A 23273-nucleotide genomic window follows, 5' to 3' on the forward strand; every position below is an offset into this window, starting at 1 on the left:
ACGCCCAGGCCACGATTTCGTGCTTCAGAACCCGGCGTACCGGCTGGCTCATCCGCCCACCCGGTGCCCTCGCGGTCACAGGCCGGCCGTCGCGCGCTCGGCCTCCTCGGCCCCGGGCGCGGTGACTCCGGCGCCCGTGCGGCGCGTCGGCGCCGCCGGCAGCCGCACCGTGAACGTCGCCCCCTCGCCGGGCTGCCCCACGGCGTAGATCGTGCCGCCGTGGCTGGTGACGACCTCGCGCAGTAGCGCGAGGCCGAGCCCGAACCGGCGCTCGTCGTCGCCGGGTCCGCGGTGGAACCGGTCGAACAGGTGCTCCGGGTCGGCGAGGTCGAAGCCCTCACCGGTGTCGGTGACGACGACCTCCACGGTCCGTCCCTGCTCGGACGTGCTCGCGCACACGGCGACGTGCCCGCCGGGCGGGGTGTGGGTCAGGGCGTTGGAGAGCAGCTCCGCGACGACGCGGCGCAGCGCCGAGGTGATGCCCCGGACGTGCGGGAGGTCGTCGTCGGTGAGCGCCGTGATCGTGACGCCGCGCTCGGCCGCGCGAGCGGCGTCGGCGCAGACCGCGTCCTCGACGAGGGCGGCGACGTCGACGTCCGTGCTGTCGGGGCGGGTGGCGACGGTGTCCTGCGTGGCCGCGAGCCGCGCGGACATCAGGAGCTCGTCGACGATCTCGCCCAGGCGGCGCGTCGTGGCGACGAGCCGGTCCAGGTCGCGCGCCTGCACGTGGTCGTCGGCCGCGCGGGCCCGGCGCACGAGCAGCTGGGCGCGCGCGTGGACCTGCGCGATCGGGGTGCGCAGCTCGTGGCTCGCGTCCGCGACGAACCGGCGCTGGCGGTGCAGGGCGTCGGCGAGGGGAGCGACGGCGCGGCGGCCCACCACGACGCCGCTCACGACGGCGGCGAGCGCTCCGGCGGCGGCGGCGACACCGAACGCGACCAGCAGGTGACGGCGGTCGGCGAGCTGGAAGCGTGCGTCGAAGACCGCCTGCACCACCTCGTCGCCGTTCCGTGCGGTGCGCACGTGGTAGACCGTGCCGTCCTGCGTGATCCGGGTGTCCTGCGCGACCCCCGACGCGGCGACCTCGACCAGGGCCTGACGCAGCGGGAAGCCGTCCGGTGGCGGGGCGACCCCGGTGTCCACGGACGTCCCGTCGAACGTGATGATCCAGCTGCAGGCCGGCGGCCCGGCGATCGTGCCGTGGGCGACGCCCCACGCGAGCTCCCCGTCGATCTGCTGCTCCTGGCTGTGCAGCAGGACGCCGTAGGAGATGGCGCCCGCGAGGCCGAGCAGCGCTGCGACCACGAGCCCGACGAGGGACCCGATCCGCAGGCGCGCGCGCCGGACGACCCGCTCCTCGGGCGTCGGCGCCATCACAGGGCGCCCAGCCGGTAGCCCGCGCCGCGCACGGTGCTGACGGCGTCGCGACCGAGCTTGCGGCGCAGGTAGTACACGTAGGTGTCGACGATCGAGGCGGCCTCGGTGTCGGCGAAGACCTGGCGGCGCAGCTCGGAGCGGGTGTGCACCGCCTGCGGACGCTCGGCGAGGGCACGCAGCAGCGCGTGCTCCCGAGCCGACAGGTCGACCTGCCGGCCGTTGCCGAGCACGACCTGCCGCGTCACGAGGTCGAGCGAGGCGCCGCCGACCGGCAGGTGCGTGTCGGCCTCGTCGACGCGGCGGCACAGCGCCCGGATCCGGGCGCTGAGCTCGTCGAGCTCGAACGGCTTCACCAAGTAGTCGTCGGCGCCCGCGTCGAGCCCGGCGACGCGGTCCGCGACCGTGCCGAGCGCCGTCAGGACGAGCGCACGGGCCGACACGGCACGGGCACGCAGCCGCGTCAGCATGTCGAGGCCGTCCACCGCCGGCAGGCGGCGGTCGACGACCAGCACGTCGTAGGGCCGTGTGAGGCCCAGGTGCAGGCCCCGGTGGCCGTCGCGGGCCTGGTCGACGACGTACCCCTCGTCGGTCAGGACCTCGGCCAGCATGTCGTTGAGCTCTCGGTCATCCTCGACCACGAGGAGCCGGTGCGGTCGTCCGGGCATGTCCTGACCATCGCACACCTCGTGTGACTTGAGTAATACCTGTCTCGTCACAGCGTCGCCCGAACGTGCGGTGCGGGGGTCGGTGCGGCCTCCGTGAGGGGGTGGCGGTCCTCGACCCACGACAGCAGCGGGCTCGTCATGATCGTCGTCACGAGCGCGACGAGGACGAGCACCGTGAACAGTGCCGGCCCGACGATCCCCGCCTCGAGCCCGATGTTCAGGGCGATCAGCTGCATGAGTCCGCGCGCGTTCATCAGCGACGCGACCCGCAGCGCCACACCCTGGGGCTCGCTGCGCCGCCGCGCCGCGAACCAGCAGGCCCCGAACTTGCCGACGATCGCGACCACCACGCACGCGACGGCGAACAGCAGCACGGACGGTTCGGTGAACAGCCCGAACTGGGTGTTGAGGCCCGAGTAGGTGAAGAACAGGGGTACGAGCACCGCGGTGACGGGCGTGAGTGCGCCGACGACGCGCTCGGACGCCGGGCCGCGTGGCAGCGCCAGGCCCAGCGCGAACGCGCCGAACACCGCGTACAGCCCGATCTCGTCGGTGAACCACGCCGCCGCGAACAGGATCGCGACGGTGCCCAGCAGGCGTGCCGGGTCGTCGACGCGGGTGGTCGACATGAGCCGCAGCATGCCGGGGCGGGCCACGAACCACACCAGCGCGACGAACACCGTCGCGCCGCCCACCGTCACCAGCGCCGGTCCCGGGCTCCCCGTGGCGACGGCCAGGACGACGGCCAGGAGCACCCACGCGACGACGTCGTCCACGGCGCCGCTCGCCAGGGCGATCGACCCGTGCCGCGTGCCCGCCTGCCCGCGCTCGGTGATGATGCGCGCGAGCATCGGGAACGCGGTGATGGCCAGCGCGACGCCCACGAACGCGGCCACCACGCCCACCGGCACGCCGTCGGGGGCCAGCGGCACGTGGCCGGCCGCGACGAGGACCAGCCCCATCCCCAGCAGCAGGGGAGCGGTGACACCGGCCAGCGACACGGCCGCCGCCGTGCGGGCGAGCCCTCCGGTGCTGTGCGTGCTGAAGGCGAAGCCGGCGTGGAACATCAGGAGCACCAGGCCGATCTGCCCGACGACGTACAGCACCGGACGCAGGTCGGCGGGGAACAGGGCCTCCTGGGCCCCCGGGAGCAGCAGCCCCAGCAGCGAGGGGCCCAGCAGGACGCCGGCCACCATCTCGCCCACGACGGGCGGCTGACCCACGCGCCCCATCAGCCACGACACGCCACGGCAGACCAGCAGGATGACGACGACCGCGAGGAAGAAGCGCGGTGCGAGCTCGACCGGTGTCATGCGCGGACCTCCGTGACGTAGGTGGTGCAGGGCTTCAGGTGCCGGGCGTGGAGCACCATCGCGGTGCCCAGGACGAGCTGCTGCACCGACCGCCCCACGTCCGACCACCGGTCGCCCAGCCGCATCGCCGCCAGGCGAGCGCTGCCGGGCCCCGGGACGCCGACGGGCGTGAGGTACGCCGGGCCGCGGTTCGGCATCGACCGCGTGTGGGCGCCGGTCGACGTCACGTCGAACCGCCGCAGGACCTCGCGCAGGACGGCGCGCAGCATGACGGGGGCCGACCCCCGCGCGGGGCACGCCCGGTTGGCGGTCACGCCGAAGGGGATGAAGTGCGCGTCGTGGTGCCGCAGGGTGCGCCACCGCTCGGGGTCGAACACGTCGTCGTCGGCGGCACCGGTGCGCTGGTACGCGAGGTAGTTGAACAGCAGCACCGAGCCCGTGGGGAGCGTGACCTCGTCGTCGACGACGATCGGTGCCGACGTGATGCGGTGCGCGACGCCGAACAGCGGGTGCACGCGCAGCGTCTCGTCGACGATCCGGTCCAGGGCGTCGTCGTCGTCCACCTGGTCCCGTGCCGGGCCGTACGCACCCGCGCACAGCAGGACGTGCGCGGCGGCCTCGGACATCTGCACGACCGCGGTGTTGAAGAAGGCGCCCTGCAGGTACCAGGCCGTCTCCTGCGCCGTGAACGGTGGGGGCAGCACCACCGGGCACGTCCCGTCCTCGACGCGGCGCTGCAGGTAGCGCGTGAGCCGGTCACGGCGGCCCATGTGGCGCAGTCCCGTGCCCTTGAGCGCCGTGACGACGTCGTCGGCGTTCGCGACGACCAGCTCGCGCGCGTCGGGCGGGCAGGGCTCGTCGAAGACGAGCTCGTGGTAGACCTCCGCCCACACCGGCATGAGCAGGTCGCGCAGCCGGACCCGGGTCGCGCGGTCGGTGGGCAGGGCGTCGAGGGCGCGTCGTGCGGCGGCGGTCGCGAGCTCGTCGCTGCGCGCGTGCCGCACAGCCAGGACCTGGCGGGTCGTGCGGGCGACCGTCCGGTACCGCTCGCCCGGCTCGAGGTGCTCCTGGTGCATGTGCGGACCCGGCGACAGCCAGTACCAGAAGAGGTCGGACAGCCCGGCGCCCGCGCTGCGGCCGTCGGCGGCCGGGTGCGAGTAGACCCGCTCGAAGTGCTCGGAGCCGACCGTGGGGCCCGGCACGGGGATGCCCTCGGTGCCGTTGACCCAGGTGAACACGCGTTCGCGCAGCCGGACGACGGCGCGCGGCAGCCAGCGCGGCAGCGTCCACGCCGCCACGAGGGCGACCGCGACGCCCGCGACCACGGGGCTCACGGGACGGTCACCAGGTCGGGAGTCAGGTCCGCCGGACGGTGGGCGCCGACCAGTGCCATGGCGTGCGCCAGCTCGTCCGTGAGGTCCTCGAGCACGGCTTGCACTCCGTCGGCACCGCCCAGCGCGAGCCCCCACAGCACGGGACGGCCCAGCATGACGGCGTCGGCGCCCAGTGCGAGCGCGACGAGCGCGTCGACGCCGCTGCGCACGCCGCCGTCCAGCAGCACCGGCACGCGCCCGGCGACGGCGTCGGCCACCGCTGGCAGCGCGTCGAGCGTGCTCACGGCACCGTCGAGCTGGCGGCCGCCGTGGTTCGACACGACGATCCCGTCGACGCCGTGCTCGACGGCCAGGCGCGCGTCGGCGGGGTGCAGCACGCCCTTGACCAGGACCGGCAGGGACGTCGTGCCGCGCAACCACGCGACGGCGTCCCAGCCGAGGTCGGGGTCGACGACCAGGTCCCGCACGCGCCCGTCCGCGGCACGCAGGTTCTCGCACACCATCCCGGCGGGCAGCTCGGTGAACCCGTGCCGCTCGTCGCGCGCGTGGCGTCCGCGGACCGGTGAGTCGACCGTCAGCACGACGGCGCGGCAGCCCGCCGCCTCGGCGCGCGCGACCAGGGCGGCCGTGAACGAACGGTCCGGCTGCACGTACAGCTGGAACCACAGGGCGGCGCCGGCGGCGGCGATGTCCTCGACCGCGGTCGTCGCCATCGTGCTGACGGTGAGCAGGCCGCCTGCCGCCGCGACGCCCGCCGCCGTCGCGGCCTCGCCGTCGCGGTGCGCGAGGCGGTGGAACGCGGTCGGTGCGACGACGACGGGCGCTGCCAGCCGCACGCCCGGCAGGTCGGTCGACAGGTCGACCGGGCCCGGGCCGCGCAGGACCCGGGGCACCAGCCGGCGGCGTGCGAACGCCTCCTCGTTGGCCGTGAGCGTGCGCTCGTCTCCCGCCCCGCCGGCCAGGTAGTCGAAGTGCGCCGGTTCCAGGACGTCACGCGCGCCGCGCTCGACCTCCCGCGCCCGGCCGGCCGGGTCCACGTCAGCGCCCCGCGAGCGCACCGGCCACGAACGCCTCCAGGGGGGCGACGTGGGCGTCGGGCCGGTCCCACCGGTTCTCGAGGTTCTCCGCGAGGTGGTGGGTCGCGACGAGCTCACCCCGGCGGTGGTGCCGCACGACCGGGTGCAGGTAGGCCGCGTCGTGCGCGACCCCCGGCGTGTCCTGGGCGATCCGCTGCACGCCCACGTCGAACGGGTCGACCTTGTCGTGGTCCGGCCCGTACTCGAGCGTGACGACGAACGCGTCGTCGTCGTGACCGTCCGGTCCCATGCCCATGCGGGAGTGGTAGGCGACCGGGACCTCCTCGTGGTAGCGCGCCGCACCGTCCGTCACGGCGACGACGTCCGCCAGCACCCCGAACTGCTGCCACAGCGCGGACGTGCGGTTGACGCGCTCCACCACGGCTGCCGTGATCGCCGCGGGCGTCGCCTCCACGGGCGCCGACGGCCACGGCTCACCGCCGTACCGGCGCTCGAGGACGCGGTGCAGCGCCCGCACGGCGTACCGGAAGCCGTGCACGAACCCGTTGGTCGAGTGCTTGAAGTCGCGCTGCTGGCTCAGGGTCCCGGCGAAGAACAGGTCGGGCACGTCGACGGACTCCCACTCGTCGGTCTGCGCGGGGAAGCGTCCCCCGATCGCCAGCGCCGGCCGGCAGGTGTCGTCGAACACCGCGGGGTCGAACGCGAACCCCGTGCAGCCCAGGACCCGGTCGTAGTGCAGCACGCGGGTCTCGTCTGCCCGCGTGAAGCGGAACGTCACCGCGAGGCCCTCGGCGTCACGCTCGATCCGCTCGACCGTGCCGTCGAGCACGGCGTTGGCGGACTTGAGCTGGTAGGTGTCGAGGAAGTTGTTGTTCACCGCGCGCAGGTGCCCCACGTAGTGCGTCCGCCACGCCAGGTGCACCGAGTCGGGCCCGGCGACGTGGATGACGGTCGTCGTCTCCATGAGCGCGTCGGCGGTCTCGAACGCCGAGTTGCCCTTGCCGATGATGAGCACGCGCTGGTCGAGGTAGTCCTGCGGGTCGACGGACATGGTGTCGTAGCCCTCGACGAGGTCGAACCCCGGGATCGCGGGGCGGTGCAGCCGGCTCACCCCGGTGGCGACGACGACCGAGCGGGCGGTCAGGGTGTCGGAGCCGACCTGCACCTCGAACAGGTCGTCGCGGCGCGACACGCGCGTCACCGGTGCCCCGTACCGCACGCGCACCTTCGAGCGCTCGGCGAAGTCGGCGAGGTACTGCACCATGACGTCGGCGTCCGGGAAGTAGCGGTCGGTGTAGCGCGTGAACCGCAGGTCCGGGTCCTCGCTCAGCAGCGAGTTCCAGTCGAGCCGCAGGTTGAGCTCGGGGTCGTCGCTGCCGGTGCGCGGCTTGTTGATCGAGATGAGCCGGCGGTGGCGCGGGTAGCGCGTGAAGAACGAACCGGGCACGTCGGCGCGGTCGACGACGAGGTAGTCCCGACGGCCGTCCGCCTCCAGGAGCGCGCCGAGCTGCAGGCCGGCGGGCCCGGCTCCGATCACGAGGTGGTCGAGGGTCATGGCTGGTCCTCCGGGTCGGTGGTGAGGACGACGTGCGCGGCGGTGCGCACGTCCTGCTGCAGAGGGCGGTCGGGGTCGACGGGACGCACGGCGGCGGTGAGTGAGGAGAGCAGCGCGCGCGACGCGGGTGCGGTGGGGGGTCGCGCGCCGACGTGGGCGGCCTGGCGCAGGCCCAGGGCGAGCGACCCGACGAGGAGCCGGAGCACCGAGACGCCGTCGAGCGAGCGCAGCGCCGCCTGCGTGCCGAACGGGACGACGTCCTGCGTGCGCAGGTTGGTCGACAGGGACTGCATGCTCGCCGGGGTCGCGTCCCGGCGGAGCTCGGCGACCAGGGCCGTCGAGGCCAGCTGCACCCCCTGCAGCCCGTGCTGGAGCCCGGGGCCGGCCGCGAGCATGGGCGGCAGGCCGCCGTTGCGGACCGGGTCGACGAGCAGGTCCAGCTGACGTTCGGCGAGGTTGCCGAGCTGTGCGGACACGAGCGCCAGCAGGTCGGCCGCGAACGCCGCCGGCTGACCGAAGAAGTTGCCGCCGTGGACGACCTTGTCGTCCTCCGGGAACAGCAGGGGGTTGTCGCTCACCCCGGCGAGGTCGGCGGTCACGACGTCCTCGACGTAGCGCAGCGCGTCGTGCGCGGCGCCGAGCAGCTGCGGCGTGCAGCGGATCGAGTAGGGCTCCTGCAGGGCGCGGGTGCCCGACGGCACGAGACCCGTCAGGAGCCCGCGCATGCGGGCACCGACGACGGCCGCGCCCGGGTGGGCGTACCGGTCCAGCAGGTCGGCGTCGGTGAACTGCCCGTCGCAGCCGAGCAGGTCCGTGAGCAGGCACGTGAGCCTCACCAGCGCGGTGTGCACCTCACGCACGCCGCCGAGCGCGAGCGCGAGCGCGGCGGTCGTGAGCGACGTGCCGTTGACCAGGGCGAGCGCGTCGCGGCCGTCGAGCCGCAGGGGTGTCAGGCCGGCGGCGTCGAGCGCCTCACGTGCCGGCATGCGCCGTCCGTCGACGTCCGCCTCGCCGTCGCCGCGCAGGGCGGCCGCGACGGCGGCCAGCGGGACCAGGTCGCCGCTGGCGCCCACCGACCCCCAGCGCGGCACGACGGGCGCGAACGTGGTCCCGAGCATCGCGGCGAGCGCGTCGAGCACGTGCGGCCCGACCCCCGACGCGCCCTGCGCGAGCGACCGGGCCCGCACCAGCACCGTGGCCCGGACCAGTCCGGCGGGGAGCGTCGGGCCCTGACCGGCGCCGAGGTGCGCGAGCGTGTTGTCGGCCTGGTCCCAGCCGTCGGCCCGGCCGCGGAACCCGACCAGCGCGCCGAAGCCCGTCGTGCGGCCGTAGACCGGACGGTCGTCGCCGACCGCGGTGTCGAGGAACGCCCGTGCCGCGCTGGTGCGCTCGCGTGCCACGAGCGGGACGACGACGTCGACAGGGCCGGCGGACGCCACGAGGTCGTGGGTCCGCAGGGGGGAGGCGAGGTCGACGCGGGTCCTCAGCGCGGCACGGGCTGTCATGAGGTCGACGGTAGGTAGTTGATTTCAGAACTATGTGAGATAAGTCACCTTAGCGTCGCCGGCATGGCGCAGGACCACGCAGGGGACGAGGACGTGACGACGGACGACGTGAGGACGGGGCGGCGGCGCGCCGCGCTGTGGCCGCAGCCGGTGCTCGACCTGCTCGCGCGCGACCCGAGCCGGCCCGTCTTCGAGGACGGCGACCGGGTCGTGGACGCGGGGGAGATGCGGGACGCGGTCGCGCGCGTGGTCGCAGGGCTGCGCGCCGCGGGCGTCGGCCCGGGGGTCGGCGCCGCGCTCGACCTCGGGGTCACGCCCGAGGCCTTCGCCGCCACCGTCGCCGCCTTCACGGTGGGCGCGCGCGTGTGCGGGATGCCGCCCGGCCTCACGCCGGAGCAGCGGACCGACGTGCTCGCGCGTGCCGACGTCGCGGTGGTCGTCGACGAGGCGCGCCTGGCGTGGCTGCTGACGTCGCCGCCGGCGGCGCCGGTCGAGGCGGCGGGGCAGCCTGCCGACGTCGCGCGGATCACCTGGACCAGCGGCACCAGCGGCCGGCCGAAGGGGTGCGTCCAGACCTACGCGTCGATGAGCGCCGCGTGGGCGCCGTACCCCGAGCAGTGGCCGCCGGCGGTGGCGGCGCTGGCTCCCCGGCTGGACCGCTACCTCGTGTTCGGGTCGCTCAGCAGCCAGGTCATGCTCGAGTACGCCGTCCTCACCCTGAGTGCGGGCGGCGTCCTGGTGGCCGCACGGCCGCCCGGATTCCCGGACGCGATCGTGCGGCACCGCGCGACCGCGAGCGTCATCACGGTCGGGCGTCTGCACCAGCTCGTCCGCGCTCAGCGGGAGCACCCGGCCGACCTGTCGACCCTGCGCGCGCTGCTCGTGTCCGGCTCGCCCCTGGCCCCCGCGCGGCTCGCCGAGGCGCTCGACGTGCTCGGGCCCGTCGTCTTCCACGGCTACGGGCAGACCGAGACGGGGATGATCGCCATGGTCTCGCCGGAGGAGATGCTGGCCGCGCCCGCCGTGCTCGCCACCGTGGGCCGGCCACCGGCGTGCGTCGACGTCCGCGAGCGGGACGGTGAGCTGTGGGTGCGCACGCCCGCGCAGGCGTCGGGCTACTGGGGTGACCCGCAGGAGACGGTGGGCGTGTTCGCCGACGGCTGGGTGCGCACCCGCGACCTGGGGCACGTCGATGCCGAGGGGTACGTGCACCTCGAGGGCCGCGCTCGCGACGTCGTCATCGTCGACGCGCAGCTCGTGCACGCCGGTGCCGTCGAGCGCGTCCTCGAGCAGGACCCCGCGGTCGCGGAGGCCTATGTCGCGGCCCGGCCCGACGACGTCACCGGTGAGGCGGTGCACGCGTGGGTCGTCGCCGCCCACGGCCAGGTGCCGGACGCGGCGGTGCTGCGCGACCGGGTCGCCGGGAGCCTGGGGGCGCTCGCGGTGCCGCGGACCGTGACCCTCGTCGACCACGTCCCGCTGGCAGCCAGCGGCAAGCCGGACAAGTCGGCGCTGCCGACGGCCGTCGTCACCGCGTGACGTCGTCGGCAGCGCCGGGCGCGCGCGGCGGGTACACCCAGGTCACGAGCACGACCGAGATGATCATCAGCAGGAACCACGACACGAGCTTGCTGCCGCCGACGACCACCCAGCCGTCGACCTGCGAGGGATAGAGCCAGGCGCCCGCGAAGGTGGCGACGTTCTCCGCCGCCCAGATGAACGCAGCGACCAGCGTGAACGCCAGCAGCAGCGGCATCCGCAGACGGGCGGCGTGCACCCGGAAGTGCATGACGGAGCGCCCGTACACCACGACGACACCGGCCAGCAGGACCCAGCGCGCGTCGGCCACCCAGTGGTGCGTGAAGAAGTTGACGTAGATCGCGACGGCCAGGACGGCCGTCACCCAGCGGCGGGGGTAGCGGTCGAAGCGCAGCTCGAAGATGCGGAACACGCGCACGAGGTAGGAGCCCACGGCGCCGTACATGAACCCCGAGAAGAGCGGGACCGCGCCGACGCGCAGCACCCCCTCGGCGGCGTACGACCACGAGCCGACATCGGTCTTGAAGAGCTCCATCGCCGTGCCGACGACGTGGAAGAGCAGGACGACCCGCATCTCGCGGAGGGTCTCGAGCCGGCTCGCGAGCATGCCGACCTGCAGCGCGAGCGCGGCCAGCGTCAGCGCGTCGTTGCGGGCCAGCCAGGCGTCGTCGGGGTACCAGAACCGGGCGGCGAGCAGCAGGACGAGCAGCAGCGCGCCGAACAGGCACGCCCACCCCTGCTTGAGCACGAACACCGTGAGCTCGACGAGCCCCGCGCGCACGCTGCGGGTACGCAGCCGGACCAGGCGCGCACGGGCCCAGGTGTCGATGCGTTCCTCGACCACCGTGAGCTCGCGCGCGCCCGGCCCGGGGAGGGCCAGACGCAGGTCGCGGAGCACGTGCCCATCACACCGCGGCGCTGCGGTGGGCGGGCGTCGTCCGCCGTCGGGTTCACGGCGGGACCTGTGCAGATCCTGTGCGGCGCCCCACGCTGGGCGCCGCGTCGGGGATCAGCGGGTGGAACGCGGACGGTACCGCTGGACCATCGGGCAGTCGAAGGGGTCGCGGGCGGACAGGCCGACGCGGTTGAGGTACTGGATCACCAGCATGTACGAGCGGACCAGCGAGGTCTCCGTGTACGGCATGCCGACCTGCGCGCAGTGCTCGCGCACCATGCGGCGGGCGCGGGCCAGGTGGGGCCGCGGCATGTTGGGGAACAGGTGGTGCTCGATCTGCGCGTCGAGTCCGCCCATGAGCATCGTGACGGTCGTGCCGCCGCCGATGTTGCGGGACGTGAGCACCTGCTTGGACAGGAAGTCCAGCCGGCTGTCGGCCGGGATGATCGCCATGCCCTTGTGGTTGGGAGCGAAAGACGCGCCCATGTACACGCCGAACACGGCGAGCTGCACCGCGAGGAACGCGGCTGCCAGGCCGATCGGCAGCGCCCAGACCACGAGTGCCACGTAGATGCTCAGGCGGGCCGTGAGGATCGTCAGCTCGAGCGTGCGGGCGCGCGACCTCGGTGCGGCGATGAGGCTCTTGTACGCCAGGACGTGCAGGTTGACGCCCTCGAGCGTGAGCAGAGGGAAGAAGAGCCAGCCCTGCTTGCGGGTGATGGCCGCCATGAGTCCGCGCTGCTTGGCGGCGTCCTCCTCGAGGAAGGAGATGGTGTCCCACTCGATGTCGGGGTCCTTGCCGACCCGGTTCGGGTTGGCGTGGTGCCGCGTGTGCTTCGTCATCCACCACGAGTGGCTGATGCCGACGACGCCGTTGGCGAGCACCCGGCCGAGCCGGTCGTTCGCCGGGCCGGTGAGCAGCACCTGGCGGTGGGACGCCTCGTGCGCGACGAACGCGAACTGCGTCAGGACCAGGCCGAGGCCGGCGGCCACCAGCAGCTGCCACCACGAGTGGCCCAGGAGCACGAACGCCGTGACCAGGCCGCCGAGGACGGCGGTGAGCCCCGCGAGCAGCGAGATGTAGAAGCCGGGTGTGCGCTCGAGCAGTCCTGCCTCGCGCACCTGCGCGGACAGCTCGTGATAGCTGCCGGTCGCGGCCGCCTGACGGGGACGCGTCGGGACGGGGGGCGCAGTTACGGGTGCAGCAGCCACATGACCTCCAGGGCTGATTCGACTTCCCAGCCGTGGGGTGGAGCGGTTGCTCGTCGTGCGGATGGCCCCACCCTACGCGACCGTAGGTTCGCTGTCCCGGGGTAGCGGCGATCGGGTTTCGCAGGGGTCGTCAGCGACCACCGGTCGCGGCGAGCCGCGCCGCGCCCACGATCCCCGCGGCGTTGCGCAACCCTGCGGGGACGATGCGGGTGCGCAGGTCCAGCAGCGGCAGGAACTGCTCGTGCTTCTTGCTCACCCCCCCGCCGACGACGATGAGGTCGGGCCAGAACAGGTTCTCGACCACCGAGAAGTACCGCTGCAGGCGCTGCGCCCACTGCTCGAACGACAGGTCCTCGCGGTCGCGGGCGGCGTCGGACGCGCGCGACTCGGCGTCGTGCCCGTCGATCTCCAGGTGGCCGAGCTCCGTGTTGGGCACCAGGACCCCGTCGACGACGAGCGCCGAGCCGATGCCCGTGCCCAGCGTGACGACCAGGACGACCCCCTGGACACCCTTCGCGGCGCCGTAGACGACCTCGGCGTACCCCGCGGCGTCCGCGTCGTTCACGGCCAGCACCCGCCGGCCCGTCGCCCCGCCGACGGTCGCGGCCACGTCCGTCCCGATCCAGGAGTCGTCCACGTTCGCGGCCGACTGCGCGACGCCGTGCAGGATGACCGCCGGGAACGTCACCCCGATCGGGACGCCCTTGTGGAGGTCGAACGAGTCGACGACCTGCGCGACCGTCCGCGCGACGGCTTGCGGCGTAGCCGGCTGCGGCGTGGGGATGCGCACCCGGTCGGCCGTGAACTCGCCGGACCGCAGGTCGACGGGCGCACCCTTGATGCCGGACCCGCCGATGTCGATGCCGAACGCGGTGTCGGCCTCCGTGTGCTTGTGCTTCGCGTCCTTGCTCATGGCAGCGTCAGGATCTCCGCTCCGGTGTCGGTGACCAGCAGGGTGTGCTCGAACTGCGCAGAGCGGCGCCGGTCGGCCGTGACGACCGTCCACCCGTCGTCCCACATCTCCCAGTCCTCGGTGCCCAGGTCGAGCATCGGCTCGATCGTGAACACCATGCCGGGCTCGATGAGCGTGGCGTGCTCGGGTGCCGCGTCGTAGTGCGGCACGACGAGGCCGGTGTGGAACGCGGGACCGACGCCGTGGCCCGTGAAGTCACGCACGACGCCGTAGCCGAAGCGTGCCGCGTACTTCTCGATGACGCGCCCGATGACGTTGATCGCGCGTCCCGGCCGCACCGCCCTGATGCCGCGCTCGAGCGCCTCGCGGGTGCGCTCGACGAGCAGTCGCGACTCCTCGTCCACGTCGCCGGCCAGGAACGTCGCGTTGTTGTCGCCGTGCACCCCGCCGATGTACGCCGTGACGTCGATGTTCACGATGTCGCCGTCCTCGATCACCGTCGAGTCCGGGATGCCGTGGCAGATCACCTCGTTGACGGACGTGCACAGCGACTTGGGGAAGCCCCGGTAGCCGAGCGTCGAGGGGTACGCGTCGTGGTCGACCAGGAACTGGTGGCCGATCGCGTCGAGCTCGTCGGTCGTGACGCCGGGGGCGACGTGGCGGCCCACCTCCTGCAGCGCCTGTGCGGCGATGCGCGAGGCGACACGGACGCGCGCGACCGTGTCGTCGTCGAGGACGTCGGGTCCTCGCCACGGTGCGGGCATGGGCCTGTCGACGTACTCCGGACGCGGGATGCGCGCGGGCACGGGTCGTCGGGGGCTGACTTGCCCGGGGACGAGCGCGGTGCGCGGCGAGTGGACCGACGGCATGCTTGGCAGTCTACGTAGCGACGGGGCGGCACGGCCCGCCGGGACCAGGAGGAGCCGACGTGACCGAGTACTTCTACAACACCCGGACCAACCAGGTGGAGGAGGGCCGCCAGAGCGACTGGTCGCAGCTCATGGGTCCGTACGCGACGCGTGAGGAGGCCGCGCAGGCGCTCGAGAAGGCCCGCGCCCGCAACGACGCGTGGGACGCGCAGGACGAGCAGGGGTGAGCTCCGCGCCCGGTCACGACACCGTGACCGGGCGCGCGCCTCACGAGTCGAAGGAGTGGGCGGCCTCCGGGAAGGACCCGGAGCGCACCTCGTCGACGTAGTCGCGGGCGGCCGCCGTCAGGGCGGCGCCGACCTCCCCGAAGCGCTTCGCGAACCGGGGTGACCAGTCGCCCATGCCGGCCATGTCCACCCACACCAGCACCTGGCCGTCGCACTGCGGGCCGGCGCCGATGCCGATGGTGGGCACGCGGACGACCTCGGTGATGCGGGCGGCGACGGGCGCGGGCACCATCTCCAGCACGATCGCGACCGCACCGGCGTCCGTCACGGCGACGGCGTCGTCGCTGATCTCCTCGGCCGCGTGGCCCCGGCCCTGCACACGGGGCCCGCCCAGCGCGTTCTCCGACTGCGGCGTGTACCCGAGGTGCGCGACGACGGGGATCCCCGCCTGCGTGAGGGCGCGGATCTGGGGCACCGAACGGTGCCCGCCCTCGAGCTTCACCGCAGCGACGCCCGTCTCCTTCATGATCCGCACGGCACTGGCCAGCGCCTGCTCCGGGCCGGCCTCGTACGTCCCGAACGGAAGGTCGGCGACGACGAACGCGCGGCGGGCGGCGCCGGCGACGGCGCGAGCGGCGACGACGATCTCGTCCAGGGTCACCGGCAGTGTCGTGCGGTACCCGTGCATGGTGTTCCCGATGGAGTCGCCGACGAGCAGCATGTCGACGCCTGCGTCGTCGAAGATCCGTGCCGTGACGGCGTCGTAGGCCGTCAGCATGGTCAGGCGCTCACCGCGTTCCTTGGCTGCCAGCAGGTGGTGCACGCGTACGCGGCGGGGTGTCGGGGCGTCACTGGTCGACATGCGCCGAGCCTATCGGCGGGTGGGCGCCGGGCGCTGTGGGCCAGCGCACAGACGAGGCGCTCCGCCACCTGTGGGACGGACGCACCGCAGGAGCCGGTCATCAGGCAGGATGTACGCCATGGACAGGCAGCAGGAGTTCGTGCTCCGAACCGTCGAGGAGCGGGACATCCGCTTCATCCGTCTGTGGTTCACGGACGTGCTCGGGATGCTCAAGTCGGTCGCCGTCGCGCCCGCGGAGCTGGAGCAGGCGTTCAGTGAGGGCATCGGGTTCGACGGCAGCGCGATCGAGGGCCTCACGCGTGTGTACGAGGCCGACATGATCGCCAAGCCCGACCCGTCGACGTTCCAGATCCTGCCCTGGCGGGGGGAGCGGCACGGCACCGCGCGCATGTTCTGCGACCTGCTGACCCCTGACGGGGAGCCGTCGCTCGCCGACTCGCGGTACGTCCTCAAGCGCGCGCTGGACCGCGCGAGCGACCGTGGCTTCACCTTCTACACGCACCCCGAGGTCGAGTTCTACCTGTTCGACGCACCGGCGGACCCGACGCGTCCCCTCGTGCCCGTCGACCAGGGCGGCTACTTCGACCACGTGCCGCGCGGCACCGCGCACGACTTCCGGCGCGCCGCGATCACGATGCTCGAGTCGATGGGGATCTCGGTCGAGTTCTCGCACCACGAGGCGGGCCCGGGCCAGAACGAGATCGACCTGCGGTACGCCGACGCGCTCACCACCGCCGACAACATCATGACGTTCCGCACGGTGGTCAAGGAGGTCGCGCTCGAGCAGGGCGTGTTCGCGTCCTTCATGCCCAAGCCGCTGGCGGACCAGCCGGGCTCCGGCATGCACACGCACCTGTCGCTGTTCGAGGGCGACCGCAACGCGTTCCACGAGGCGGGGGCGCCGCTCGAGCTGTCGAAGGTCGCGCGGTCGTTCATCGCGGGGCTGCTGAGGCACGCCGCGGAGATCACCGCGGTGACCAACCAGTTCGTCAACTCCTACAAGCGGCTCTGGGGCGGCGCCGAGGCGCCGAGCTTCATCTGCTGGGGGCACAACAACCGCTCCGCCCTCGTGCGCGTGCCGATGTACAAGCCCGGCAAGGGCAACTCGAGCCGCGTCGAGTACCGCGCCGTGGACTCGGCCACCAACCCGTACCTCTCGTTCGCGGTGCTGCTCGCGGCCGGGCTCAAGGGCATCGAGGAGGGGTACGAGCTGCCCGAGGGCGCCGACGACGACGTCTGGGAGCTGACGGACGCCGAGCGCAAGGCGCTCGGCATCGAGCCGCTGCCGACGTCGCTGGAGGCGGCGATCGAGGTCATGCAGCGCTCCGAGCTCGTCGCCGAGACGCTCGGGGAGCACGTCTTCGACTACTTCCTGCGCAACAAGCGCCAGGAGTGGGCCGAGTACCGTGCGCAGGTGACCCCGTACGAGCTGCAGCGGTTCCTGCCGCTGATCTGACGCCATGTCGACGTCCACGGGCCGCGGCGCCTCTGTCGCAGCCCGGCTGACTCGGGTGGGCGTGGCCGACGTGCCGCGTGCGGAGCGACTCCTGGCCGACGCGGCGCTGCGCGCGGTGGACCCGGACGCGGTCGACCACGTCGTCGGCGGGCTGGGCGACGTCGGTGACCCCGACGAGGCCCTGCTCGCGCTCGCGAAGGTGGCCGGGGCGGTGCAGCGGGACCCGGCGCTGTCGGGCCTGCTGCGCGACGTGCTGGCCGACGACGGGCCGGCGCGTCGCCGGCTGCTCGCGCTGACCGGCGCCTCGTCCGCCATCGGCAACACGCTCGCCGCGCACCCGGGCAACCTGCGCGTCGTCGCGGATCCGGCCCCCGGCCTCGGTGTGGACGCGGGACAGGTGCGTGCCGAGCTGCTGCGTGCCGTCGACGCCGACCCCGACGCCGAGGTGCCAGTCGCAGGGTTGTCGGGCACGCCGGGCGTCGACGCGATGCGGCGTGCGTACCGGACCCGGCTGCTCCGGATCGCCGCGACCGACCTGACGGCGGACGACCCCCTGAGCCGGATGCCGGGCGTCGGTGCCGCGCTTGCGGACCTCGCGGCGGCGGCGCTCGAGGCGTCGCTGGCGCTCGCCCGTGCCGAGCTCGACGACGAGGGGCGCGGCGTGCGCCTGGCCGTCATCGGGATGGGCAAGGCGGGCGGGCGCGAGCTCAACTACGTCTCCGACGTCGACGTCGTGTACGTCGCCGAGCCGGTCGACGGCACGCCCGAGGACGTGGCCATGGTCACCGGCGCCCGGCTGGCCGCCGGCGTGGCGCGCGCCTGCTGCGCCCCGGCGGGCGAGCCCGCGCTGTGGCCCGTCGACGCCGCGCTGCGCCCCGAGGGCAAGGACGGCCCGCTGGTGCGGACCGTCGCGAGCCACCGCGCGTACTACGAGCGCTGGGCGAAGACGTGGGAGTTCCAGGCGCTGCTCAAGGCCCGCCCGCTGGCAGGGGACCGCGAGGTGGGACGCGCGTACGTCGAGGCCGTGTCGCCGTTCGTGTGGTCGGCGGTCCAGCGGGACAACTTCGTCGAGGACTCGCAGGCGATGCGCCGGCGGGTCGAGGCCCACATCCCGCGCGCCGAGGCGGACCGTCAGCTCAAGCTCGGCAGCGGTGGCCTGCGGGACGTGGAGTTCACGGTGCAGCTGCTGCAGCTCGTCCACGGGCGTGCGGACGAGACGATCCGCAGCCCCAGCACGCTGACGGCGTTGGCGGCGCTGGCCGCCGGGGGCTACGTCGGGCGGGACCACGCCGCGCAGCTGGCCGTGTGCTACCGGTGGCTGCGGATGATGGAGCACCGCATCCAGCTGCACCGCCTGCAGCGCACGCACCTGGTGCCGACGTCCGACGCGGACCTGCGGCGCCTCGCCCGCACGATGGGCATGCGGGCCGAGGGCCCGGAGGGCCTGCTCGCGCGCTGGCGCACGACCCGCCGCGACGTGCGGCGGCTGCACGAGGAGCTGTTCTACCGGCCGCTGCTGCCGGCCACCGCCGCGCTGTCGACCGAGGAGGCGAGGCTCGCACCGGAGGCGGCGCGCGCCCGGCTGGCCGCCATCGGGTACCGGGACCCGGCCGGTGCCGTCCGGCACATCGCGGCGCTGACCGACGGTGTCTCCCGGCGGGCGGCGATCCAGCGCCAGCTCCTGCCGGTCATGCTCGGCTGGTTCGCGGACGGGGCCGACCCGGACGGCGGGCTGCTCGCTTTCCGGCGCCTGTCCGACCAGCTCGGCACGACGCACTGGTACCTCAAGCTGCTGCGGGACTCGGGCACCGCGGCCCAGAACCTCGCGCACGTGCTGTCGACCTCCCGGTACGTCGCTGACGCACTGCGCCGGTCGCCCGAGTCCGTGACGTGGCTCGACGACGACGCGGAGCTCGCGCCGCGGTCCGCCGAGCGGCTCGCCGCCGAGGCGGACGCGGTCCTGCGCCGGGCCGCCGAGCCGGTGCCGGCGGTCACGGCGCTGCGCGCCCTGCGGAGGCGGGAGCTGGCGCGCACGGCCGTCGCGGACGTGCTCGGCGTGACGACGGGGGTGCGGGCGTCGCAGAGCCTGACGGTGACGGCCGACGCCGTGCTCGCCGGCACGCTGCGGGTCGCGGAGTCCGACGCCCGGACCGCCGCGGGACTGGACGCGAGCCCGACCCGGCTCCTCGTCGTGGCGATGGGCCGGCTGGGCGGGCGTGAGATGGCGTACTCGTCGGACGCCGACGTGATGTTCGTGCACGACCCCGTGCCCGGGGCCGACGGCAAGGTGGCGCAGGACTTCGCGGTGGCGGTGGCCACGCGGGTGCGCCAGCTGTTGGGCAGCGTCGGTCCCGAGCCGACCTTGAGCGTGGACGCCGACCTGCGGCCCGAGGGGCGCAACGGTCCGCTGGCGCGGTCGTTCGACGCGTACGTCGAGTACTACCAGCGGTGGTCGTCCCCGTGGGAGAGCCAGGCGCTGCTGCGCGCGCGGCCCGTCGCGGGCGACGAAGGGCTGGGGGAGCGGTTCGTCGCGCTCATCGACCCGCTGCGGTACCCCGCCGGGGGTCTGGACGCCGCCACGGAGCGCGAGATCCGCCGCATCAAGGCGCGGGTCGAGGCCGAGCGGCTGCCGCGCGGCGTCGAGCCCTCGCGGCACCTCAAGCTGGGCCGCGGCGGCATCAGCGACGTCGAGTGGACCGCCCAGCTGCTGCAGCTGCAGCACGCGCACGCCGTGCCCGGCCTGCGGACCACCTCGACGCTCGACGCGCTCGACGCGGCGCGGGACGCCGGACTGATCGCGGCGGACGACACGGCCGTCCTGCGCGAGGCGTGGCTGCTCGCGTCCCGCGTGCGCGACGCGAACGTCCTGTGGACGGGGCGCGCCGAGGGGGCGCACGCCGACGTCCTGCCGCACGACCGCACGGCGCTCGCGGGCGTCGCGCGCGTGCTCGGTCACCCGCCGGGGTCGGGCGGGATGCTCGAGGAGACGTACCTGCGGACCGCGCGCCGCGCGCGAGCCGTCGTGGAGCGCGTCTTCTACGGCTGAGCCGCCCGTGTGGTCGCCTGGACGGGTGGCCCCTACAGTCGATCGGGTGATGGCCACGGCGGACGGGCAGACGCAGAGCACGGCGGCCGGCTGCCCCGTGCGCAAGCTCGCGCAGCCCGACGACGGGCCGGGTCCGGACCTCGAGCACGTGCCAGGGCCACGCGAGCGCTGGCGCGTCCGCTCCCACGCGCTCGCCCGCGCCGTCCTGCGTCAGCCCGAGGCGACGCGCCAGGCGGGGTTCGGCGCCGACACGCTCAACCAGGGGCCCGTCCGGATGCGGCCGCCGATCCTGTACCAGGAGGGGGAGCAGCACCACGCCCAGCGCCGCGCGGCCGCGCACCTGCTCGCGCCGCGGGTCGTCGCCGGGTACCGGGACTGGATGGCGGCGACGGCCGAGCGGCACGTCGCGCAGGTGCGCACCGACCGCTGGACGGACCTCACGGCGATCACGATGCAGATGGCGGTCGAGGTCACGTCCCGCGTCATCGGCCTCGACCACGGGGCCTCTCCGCGCATGCGGGGCCGGCTCGCGGAGTTCTTCGAGCCCGTGCCGTCGGGCGGCTCGCCGCTCACGCGCGCGCGGGCGGCGCTGCGGAACACGGCGATCCTGCGGTTCTACGTGTTCGACGTGAGGCCCGCGATCCGGGTGCGGCGCCGACGGCGCGGCGAGGACCTGATCAGCAGCCTGCTCGACGCCGGTTACACCGACCTGGAGATCCTCACCGAGTGCGTCACGTACGCCGCCGCCGGCATGGCGACGACGCGCGAGCTCATGACGGCGGCCGTGTGGCACCTGCTCGACGACGACGCGCTGCTCGCCCGGTACCGCGGGTCCGACCGCGACGGCCGCGTCGCGATCATCGAGGAGGTGCTGCGCGTCGAGCCCGTCGTCGGGCACCTGCTGCGGCGCACGACGGCTCCGCTCACGCTCGACGGTCCCGACGGGCCGGTCGAGGTCCCGGCCGGAGCGTTGATCGAGCTCGACCTGCGGGCCGTGAACGCCGACGAGCGGGTCGTCGGTGACGACCCGCTCGCGGTGTGCCCGGCACGTCCGATGACGCGCGCGGTCGGCCCGGTCGTGCTCGCGTTCGGTGACGGACACCACCGGTGCCCTGGCGCGCCGCTGGCGTCGATGGAGGCGGAGATCTTCGTCTCCGCGCTCCTGCTGCACGACGACGTCGCGACGGCCGGGCCCCCGCGGGTGCGGTGGAACGACGTCAGCCAGGGCTACGACCTGACCGCGTGGCGCGTGCGGCGCGTCGGCCCGGCCGGCTCGCCGGGCTGACGCCGCGGGTGGGTCAGGCTGCGGCCACCTCGGCGGCTGCCACGGCGGGGGCGGCCTTCCGCGTGCGACGGGTGCCGACCGCGTGGACGACGAGCCCGACGACGACCCACGCACCGAGCGTGAGACCGGCGGTCAGACCGCCCGTGCCACCGAAGTACGCGACCGAGCGGACGAGGGTGCCGGTCGCCCCGGGGGGCAGGATCTGCCCGAACGCACCGAGCCCGGTCGGCAGCCACGCGGCGGTGGTGGCGATGCCCGCGAACGGGTTGCCGAGGAACATCATCGACATCGCCCCGATCGTGAACCCCTTGCCGCCGAATGCCTCCTGGAGCCCGGTGAGCGGGAACGCCATGGCGGCGATGCCCAGTGCCATGGCGGCGGCGACCGGCAGGAACGCGGAGTCGATGCTGCCGAAGGCGAACCGCAGCACGGTGGCGACGACGAGGCCACCGACCACGGAGAAGGTGAGCAGGCCCACGAGCTTCCAGGTGTTGCTGCGCGCGAACGCGGTCCGGAACGCGACGACGGGCACGATGCCGCCGAACACGAGCGGGAACGCCAGGCCGCCGATGCCGATGCCCGACGGGTCGGTGGTCGGCAGTGCGACGACGTCGTCGGTCGTGACGGGGACGCCCATCGCGGTACCGATGCCCTGCGCGGTGGCGGAGACGGACTGCGCGATGGCGCCGCCACCGGCGGAGGCGACGACGCTGTGGACACCGTTGGGCCCGACGACGAAGCCGCCGACGACCTCGCGCCCGCGCACCGCCTCGATCAGCGTCGCCTGGTCGGTGAACTCCTGGACCTGGTAGGCGCCGGGCGCGGAAGCCGTCAGGGCCTCCTCGAAGCGGTCCGCCTCCTGCGACGAGCCGACGAGCCCGACCGGCAGGTCGGTCGGCCCGCTCTTCAGCGACGGGAGGATGAAGATGGCCAGCAGGACGGCCAGGACCGCGCCGAGGGCGACGGTCATGCCCACCATCTTGGTCAGCTGCTTGCGCTTGCGCGGGGGAGCGACCTCGCCCTCGGGGTCGCGCGGGGCGGGGGCGAGCTCGGTCGTCGCAGTCATGAGTTCCTTCATCCGGGACAAGCGGAGGATCATCGTCCGCTTATGTGGATGATAGCCCTCCGGTTAGGCTGATGGGTGTCGAGAGGCCCGCACGTGGGCATCGTCACACCGAGGAGGGGGCCATGCGCGCGGACGCAGCGCGTCGTCGCGCCGCGCTCATCCGCGCGGCTCGGCACCTGTTCGCCCTGCACGGCAGCGACATCGCCCTCGACGCGGTCGCCGAGGCAGCGGACGTGGGCATCGCGACGCTCTATCGCAACTTCTCCTCGCGGGCCGCGCTGGCCGAGGAGGTGGCCCTCGCCATCCTGGACGACGTGCACGCGGCGGCCGACGAGGCGCTGGAGGGCATGGCCCAGGATCCGCAGGCCGCGTGGCACGAGTACGTCCGCCGGCTCGTCCAGCTCGACGTCGGGGCGCTGTCCGCCGCGCTGACCGAGCACCTCACGGACGACATGTCCGCGCACGTGCGCGTGGCGCAGGCCGAGACGCTCACGGGCGTGGGTGACCTGCTGGGTGCCGCTCGCGCCGCCGGCCTGGTCCGCCAGGACCTGGAACCGCTCGACCTCGTGCTCGGCATCGGCCTGATCACCCGTCCGCTGCCCGAACCGGTCGCGCGCGACGTCCCCGATCTCGTGCCCCGGATGGTCGACATCGTGCTCGCCGGGATGCGGCCCGGCGTCGCCGGCCCGGGGCCGGACGGTACATCTCGACCGGAGGTCGCCCGCCGTGCCGCTGTCGCGCGCCTCGCCGAGCAGCCCTGCGTGTGGCTGACGACGCTGCGGCCGGACGGCTCGCCGCACGTCACGCCCGTGTGGTTCCTGCTCGACGGGGACACGTTCTGGATCGCGAGCTCGACGGTCAACGTCAAGGTCGCCAACCTGGAGCGCGACCCGCGCGTCGCGATCGCGGTCGACGGCTCAGGGGCCCGACCGGTCGTCGCCGAGGGCCACGCGCACGTGGACCGCGACATCCACGCGCATGCCTCGCTCCTGGCCCGCTTCGCCGCCAAGTACGACGGCTGGGACGCCGCCGACGAGCGCCAGGACGGGCCGCGGGTCATGGTCGAGGTCCGGGTCGACCGCTGGCTCCTGCGCCCCGACGCGAGGGCCTAGCCTCT

General features: G+C 74.1%; 19 protein-coding genes. 6 read left to right on the forward strand and 13 right to left on the reverse strand.

The annotated features are described in order from the left end of the window. Positions 1-75 precede the first annotated feature (75 nt). Genes IR158_RS04290 through IR158_RS04320 form a run of 7 tightly spaced genes read right to left on the reverse strand, consistent with a single transcriptional unit; the run spans position 76 to position 8786 of the window. Complete coding sequence (locus tag IR158_RS04290) at positions 76-1374, reverse strand: HAMP domain-containing sensor histidine kinase (RefSeq protein WP_291809992.1); 1299 nt, start codon at positions 1372-1374, stop codon at positions 76-78. Continuing rightward, positions 1374-2042: a response regulator transcription factor gene (locus tag IR158_RS04295; RefSeq protein WP_291809994.1), complete on the reverse strand. Its 669-nt coding sequence runs from the start codon at positions 2040-2042 to the stop codon at positions 1374-1376. Before IR158_RS04295 ends, IR158_RS04290 begins: the two co-directional genes overlap by 1 nt. A 47-nt stretch (positions 2043-2089) precedes the next feature. Beyond that, positions 2090-3355, reverse strand: coding sequence for a cation:proton antiporter (locus tag IR158_RS04300; RefSeq protein ID WP_291809997.1), 1266 nt, complete (start codon positions 3353-3355; stop codon positions 2090-2092). Beyond that, positions 3352-4689: a cytochrome P450 gene (locus IR158_RS04305; RefSeq protein ID WP_291810000.1), complete on the reverse strand. Its 1338-nt coding sequence runs from the start codon at positions 4687-4689 to the stop codon at positions 3352-3354. Before IR158_RS04305 ends, IR158_RS04300 begins: the two co-directional genes overlap by 4 nt. After that, positions 4686-5726 carry an alpha-hydroxy acid oxidase gene (locus tag IR158_RS04310; protein ID WP_291810002.1) on the reverse strand — a complete coding sequence of 347 codons (1041 nt, stop codon included), beginning with the start codon at positions 5724-5726 and terminating at the stop codon, positions 4686-4688. The genes IR158_RS04305 and IR158_RS04310 overlap by 4 nt, the downstream gene beginning before the upstream one ends. A 1-nt stretch (position 5727) precedes the next feature. After that, positions 5728-7281, reverse strand: coding sequence for an NAD(P)-binding domain-containing protein (locus IR158_RS04315; protein WP_291810005.1), 1554 nt, complete (start codon positions 7279-7281; stop codon positions 5728-5730). After that, positions 7278-8786: an aromatic amino acid ammonia-lyase gene (locus IR158_RS04320; RefSeq protein WP_291810008.1), complete on the reverse strand. Its 1509-nt coding sequence runs from the start codon at positions 8784-8786 to the stop codon at positions 7278-7280. Before IR158_RS04320 ends, IR158_RS04315 begins: the two co-directional genes overlap by 4 nt. Before the next feature lie 63 nt (positions 8787-8849). On the opposite strand from IR158_RS04320, the gene IR158_RS04325 reads away from it, so the two are divergent. Then, on the forward strand, positions 8850-10325 hold the full coding sequence (locus IR158_RS04325) for a class I adenylate-forming enzyme family protein (protein WP_291810010.1): 1476 nt from the start codon (positions 8850-8852) through the stop codon (positions 10323-10325). Here IR158_RS04325 and IR158_RS04330 read toward each other — a convergent pair. The 4 genes from IR158_RS04330 to map all read right to left on the reverse strand — a co-directional run bounded on the left by IR158_RS04330 (position 10315) and on the right by map (position 14214). After that, on the reverse strand, positions 10315-11130 hold the full coding sequence (locus IR158_RS04330; RefSeq protein WP_291810139.1) for a DUF817 domain-containing protein: 816 nt from the start codon (positions 11128-11130) through the stop codon (positions 10315-10317). The two genes, IR158_RS04325 and IR158_RS04330, sit on opposite strands and share 11 nt — an antisense overlap. A 204-nt stretch (positions 11131-11334) precedes the next feature. Next, positions 11335-12432 (reverse strand): acyl-CoA desaturase, encoded by a 1098-nt coding sequence (locus IR158_RS04335; protein WP_291810012.1) that lies wholly within the window; start codon positions 12430-12432, stop codon positions 11335-11337. 130 nt (positions 12433-12562) lie between these two features. Continuing rightward, complete coding sequence (gene ppgK, locus IR158_RS04340) at positions 12563-13345, reverse strand: polyphosphate--glucose phosphotransferase (protein WP_291810015.1); 783 nt, start codon at positions 13343-13345, stop codon at positions 12563-12565. After that, positions 13342-14214, reverse strand: coding sequence for a type I methionyl aminopeptidase (map, locus tag IR158_RS04345; RefSeq protein WP_291810019.1), 873 nt, complete (start codon positions 14212-14214; stop codon positions 13342-13344). The genes ppgK and map overlap by 4 nt, the downstream gene beginning before the upstream one ends. Before the next feature lie 59 nt (positions 14215-14273). Between map and IR158_RS04350 the strand changes: the two genes are divergently transcribed. Then, entirely contained in the window at positions 14274-14441 is a 168-nt protein-coding gene (locus IR158_RS04350; RefSeq protein ID WP_291810021.1) for an SPOR domain-containing protein, read from the forward strand. A gap of 40 nt (positions 14442-14481) precedes the next feature. On the opposite strand, the gene panB is transcribed toward IR158_RS04350, so the two are convergent. Continuing rightward, positions 14482-15303: a 3-methyl-2-oxobutanoate hydroxymethyltransferase gene (panB, locus tag IR158_RS04355; protein WP_291810024.1), complete on the reverse strand. Its 822-nt coding sequence runs from the start codon at positions 15301-15303 to the stop codon at positions 14482-14484. A 118-nt stretch (positions 15304-15421) separates the two neighbouring features. Between panB and IR158_RS04360 the strand changes: the two genes are divergently transcribed. Genes IR158_RS04360 through IR158_RS04370 form a run of 3 tightly spaced genes read left to right on the forward strand, consistent with a single transcriptional unit; the run spans position 15422 to position 21090 of the window. Further along, complete coding sequence (locus IR158_RS04360; RefSeq protein ID WP_291810027.1) at positions 15422-16759, forward strand: glutamine synthetase family protein; 1338 nt, start codon at positions 15422-15424, stop codon at positions 16757-16759. 4 nt (positions 16760-16763) lie between these two features. Beyond that, positions 16764-19805 (forward strand): bifunctional [glutamine synthetase] adenylyltransferase/[glutamine synthetase]-adenylyl-L-tyrosine phosphorylase, encoded by a 3042-nt coding sequence (locus IR158_RS04365; protein WP_291810029.1) that lies wholly within the window; start codon positions 16764-16766, stop codon positions 19803-19805. Positions 19806-19854: 49 nt separating this feature from the next. After that, positions 19855-21090 (forward strand): cytochrome P450, encoded by a 1236-nt coding sequence (locus tag IR158_RS04370; protein WP_291810140.1) that lies wholly within the window; start codon positions 19855-19857, stop codon positions 21088-21090. A 13-nt stretch (positions 21091-21103) separates the two neighbouring features. Here IR158_RS04370 and IR158_RS04375 read toward each other — a convergent pair whose 3' ends face one another. Further along, entirely contained in the window at positions 21104-22156 is a 1053-nt protein-coding gene (locus IR158_RS04375) for a hypothetical protein (protein WP_291810030.1), read from the reverse strand. A gap of 122 nt (positions 22157-22278) precedes the next feature. Here IR158_RS04375 and IR158_RS04380 point away from each other — a divergent pair, with 122 nt between their 5' ends. Next, a complete protein-coding gene (locus IR158_RS04380) occupies positions 22279-23268 on the forward strand; it encodes a TIGR03618 family F420-dependent PPOX class oxidoreductase (RefSeq protein ID WP_291810033.1) in 990 nt (329 codons plus the stop codon). Positions 23269-23273 lie beyond the last annotated feature (5 nt).

This window comes from Cellulomonas sp. (genome assembly GCF_015234515.1).
Lineage (GTDB): Bacteria > Actinomycetota > Actinomycetes > Actinomycetales > Cellulomonadaceae > Cellulomonas.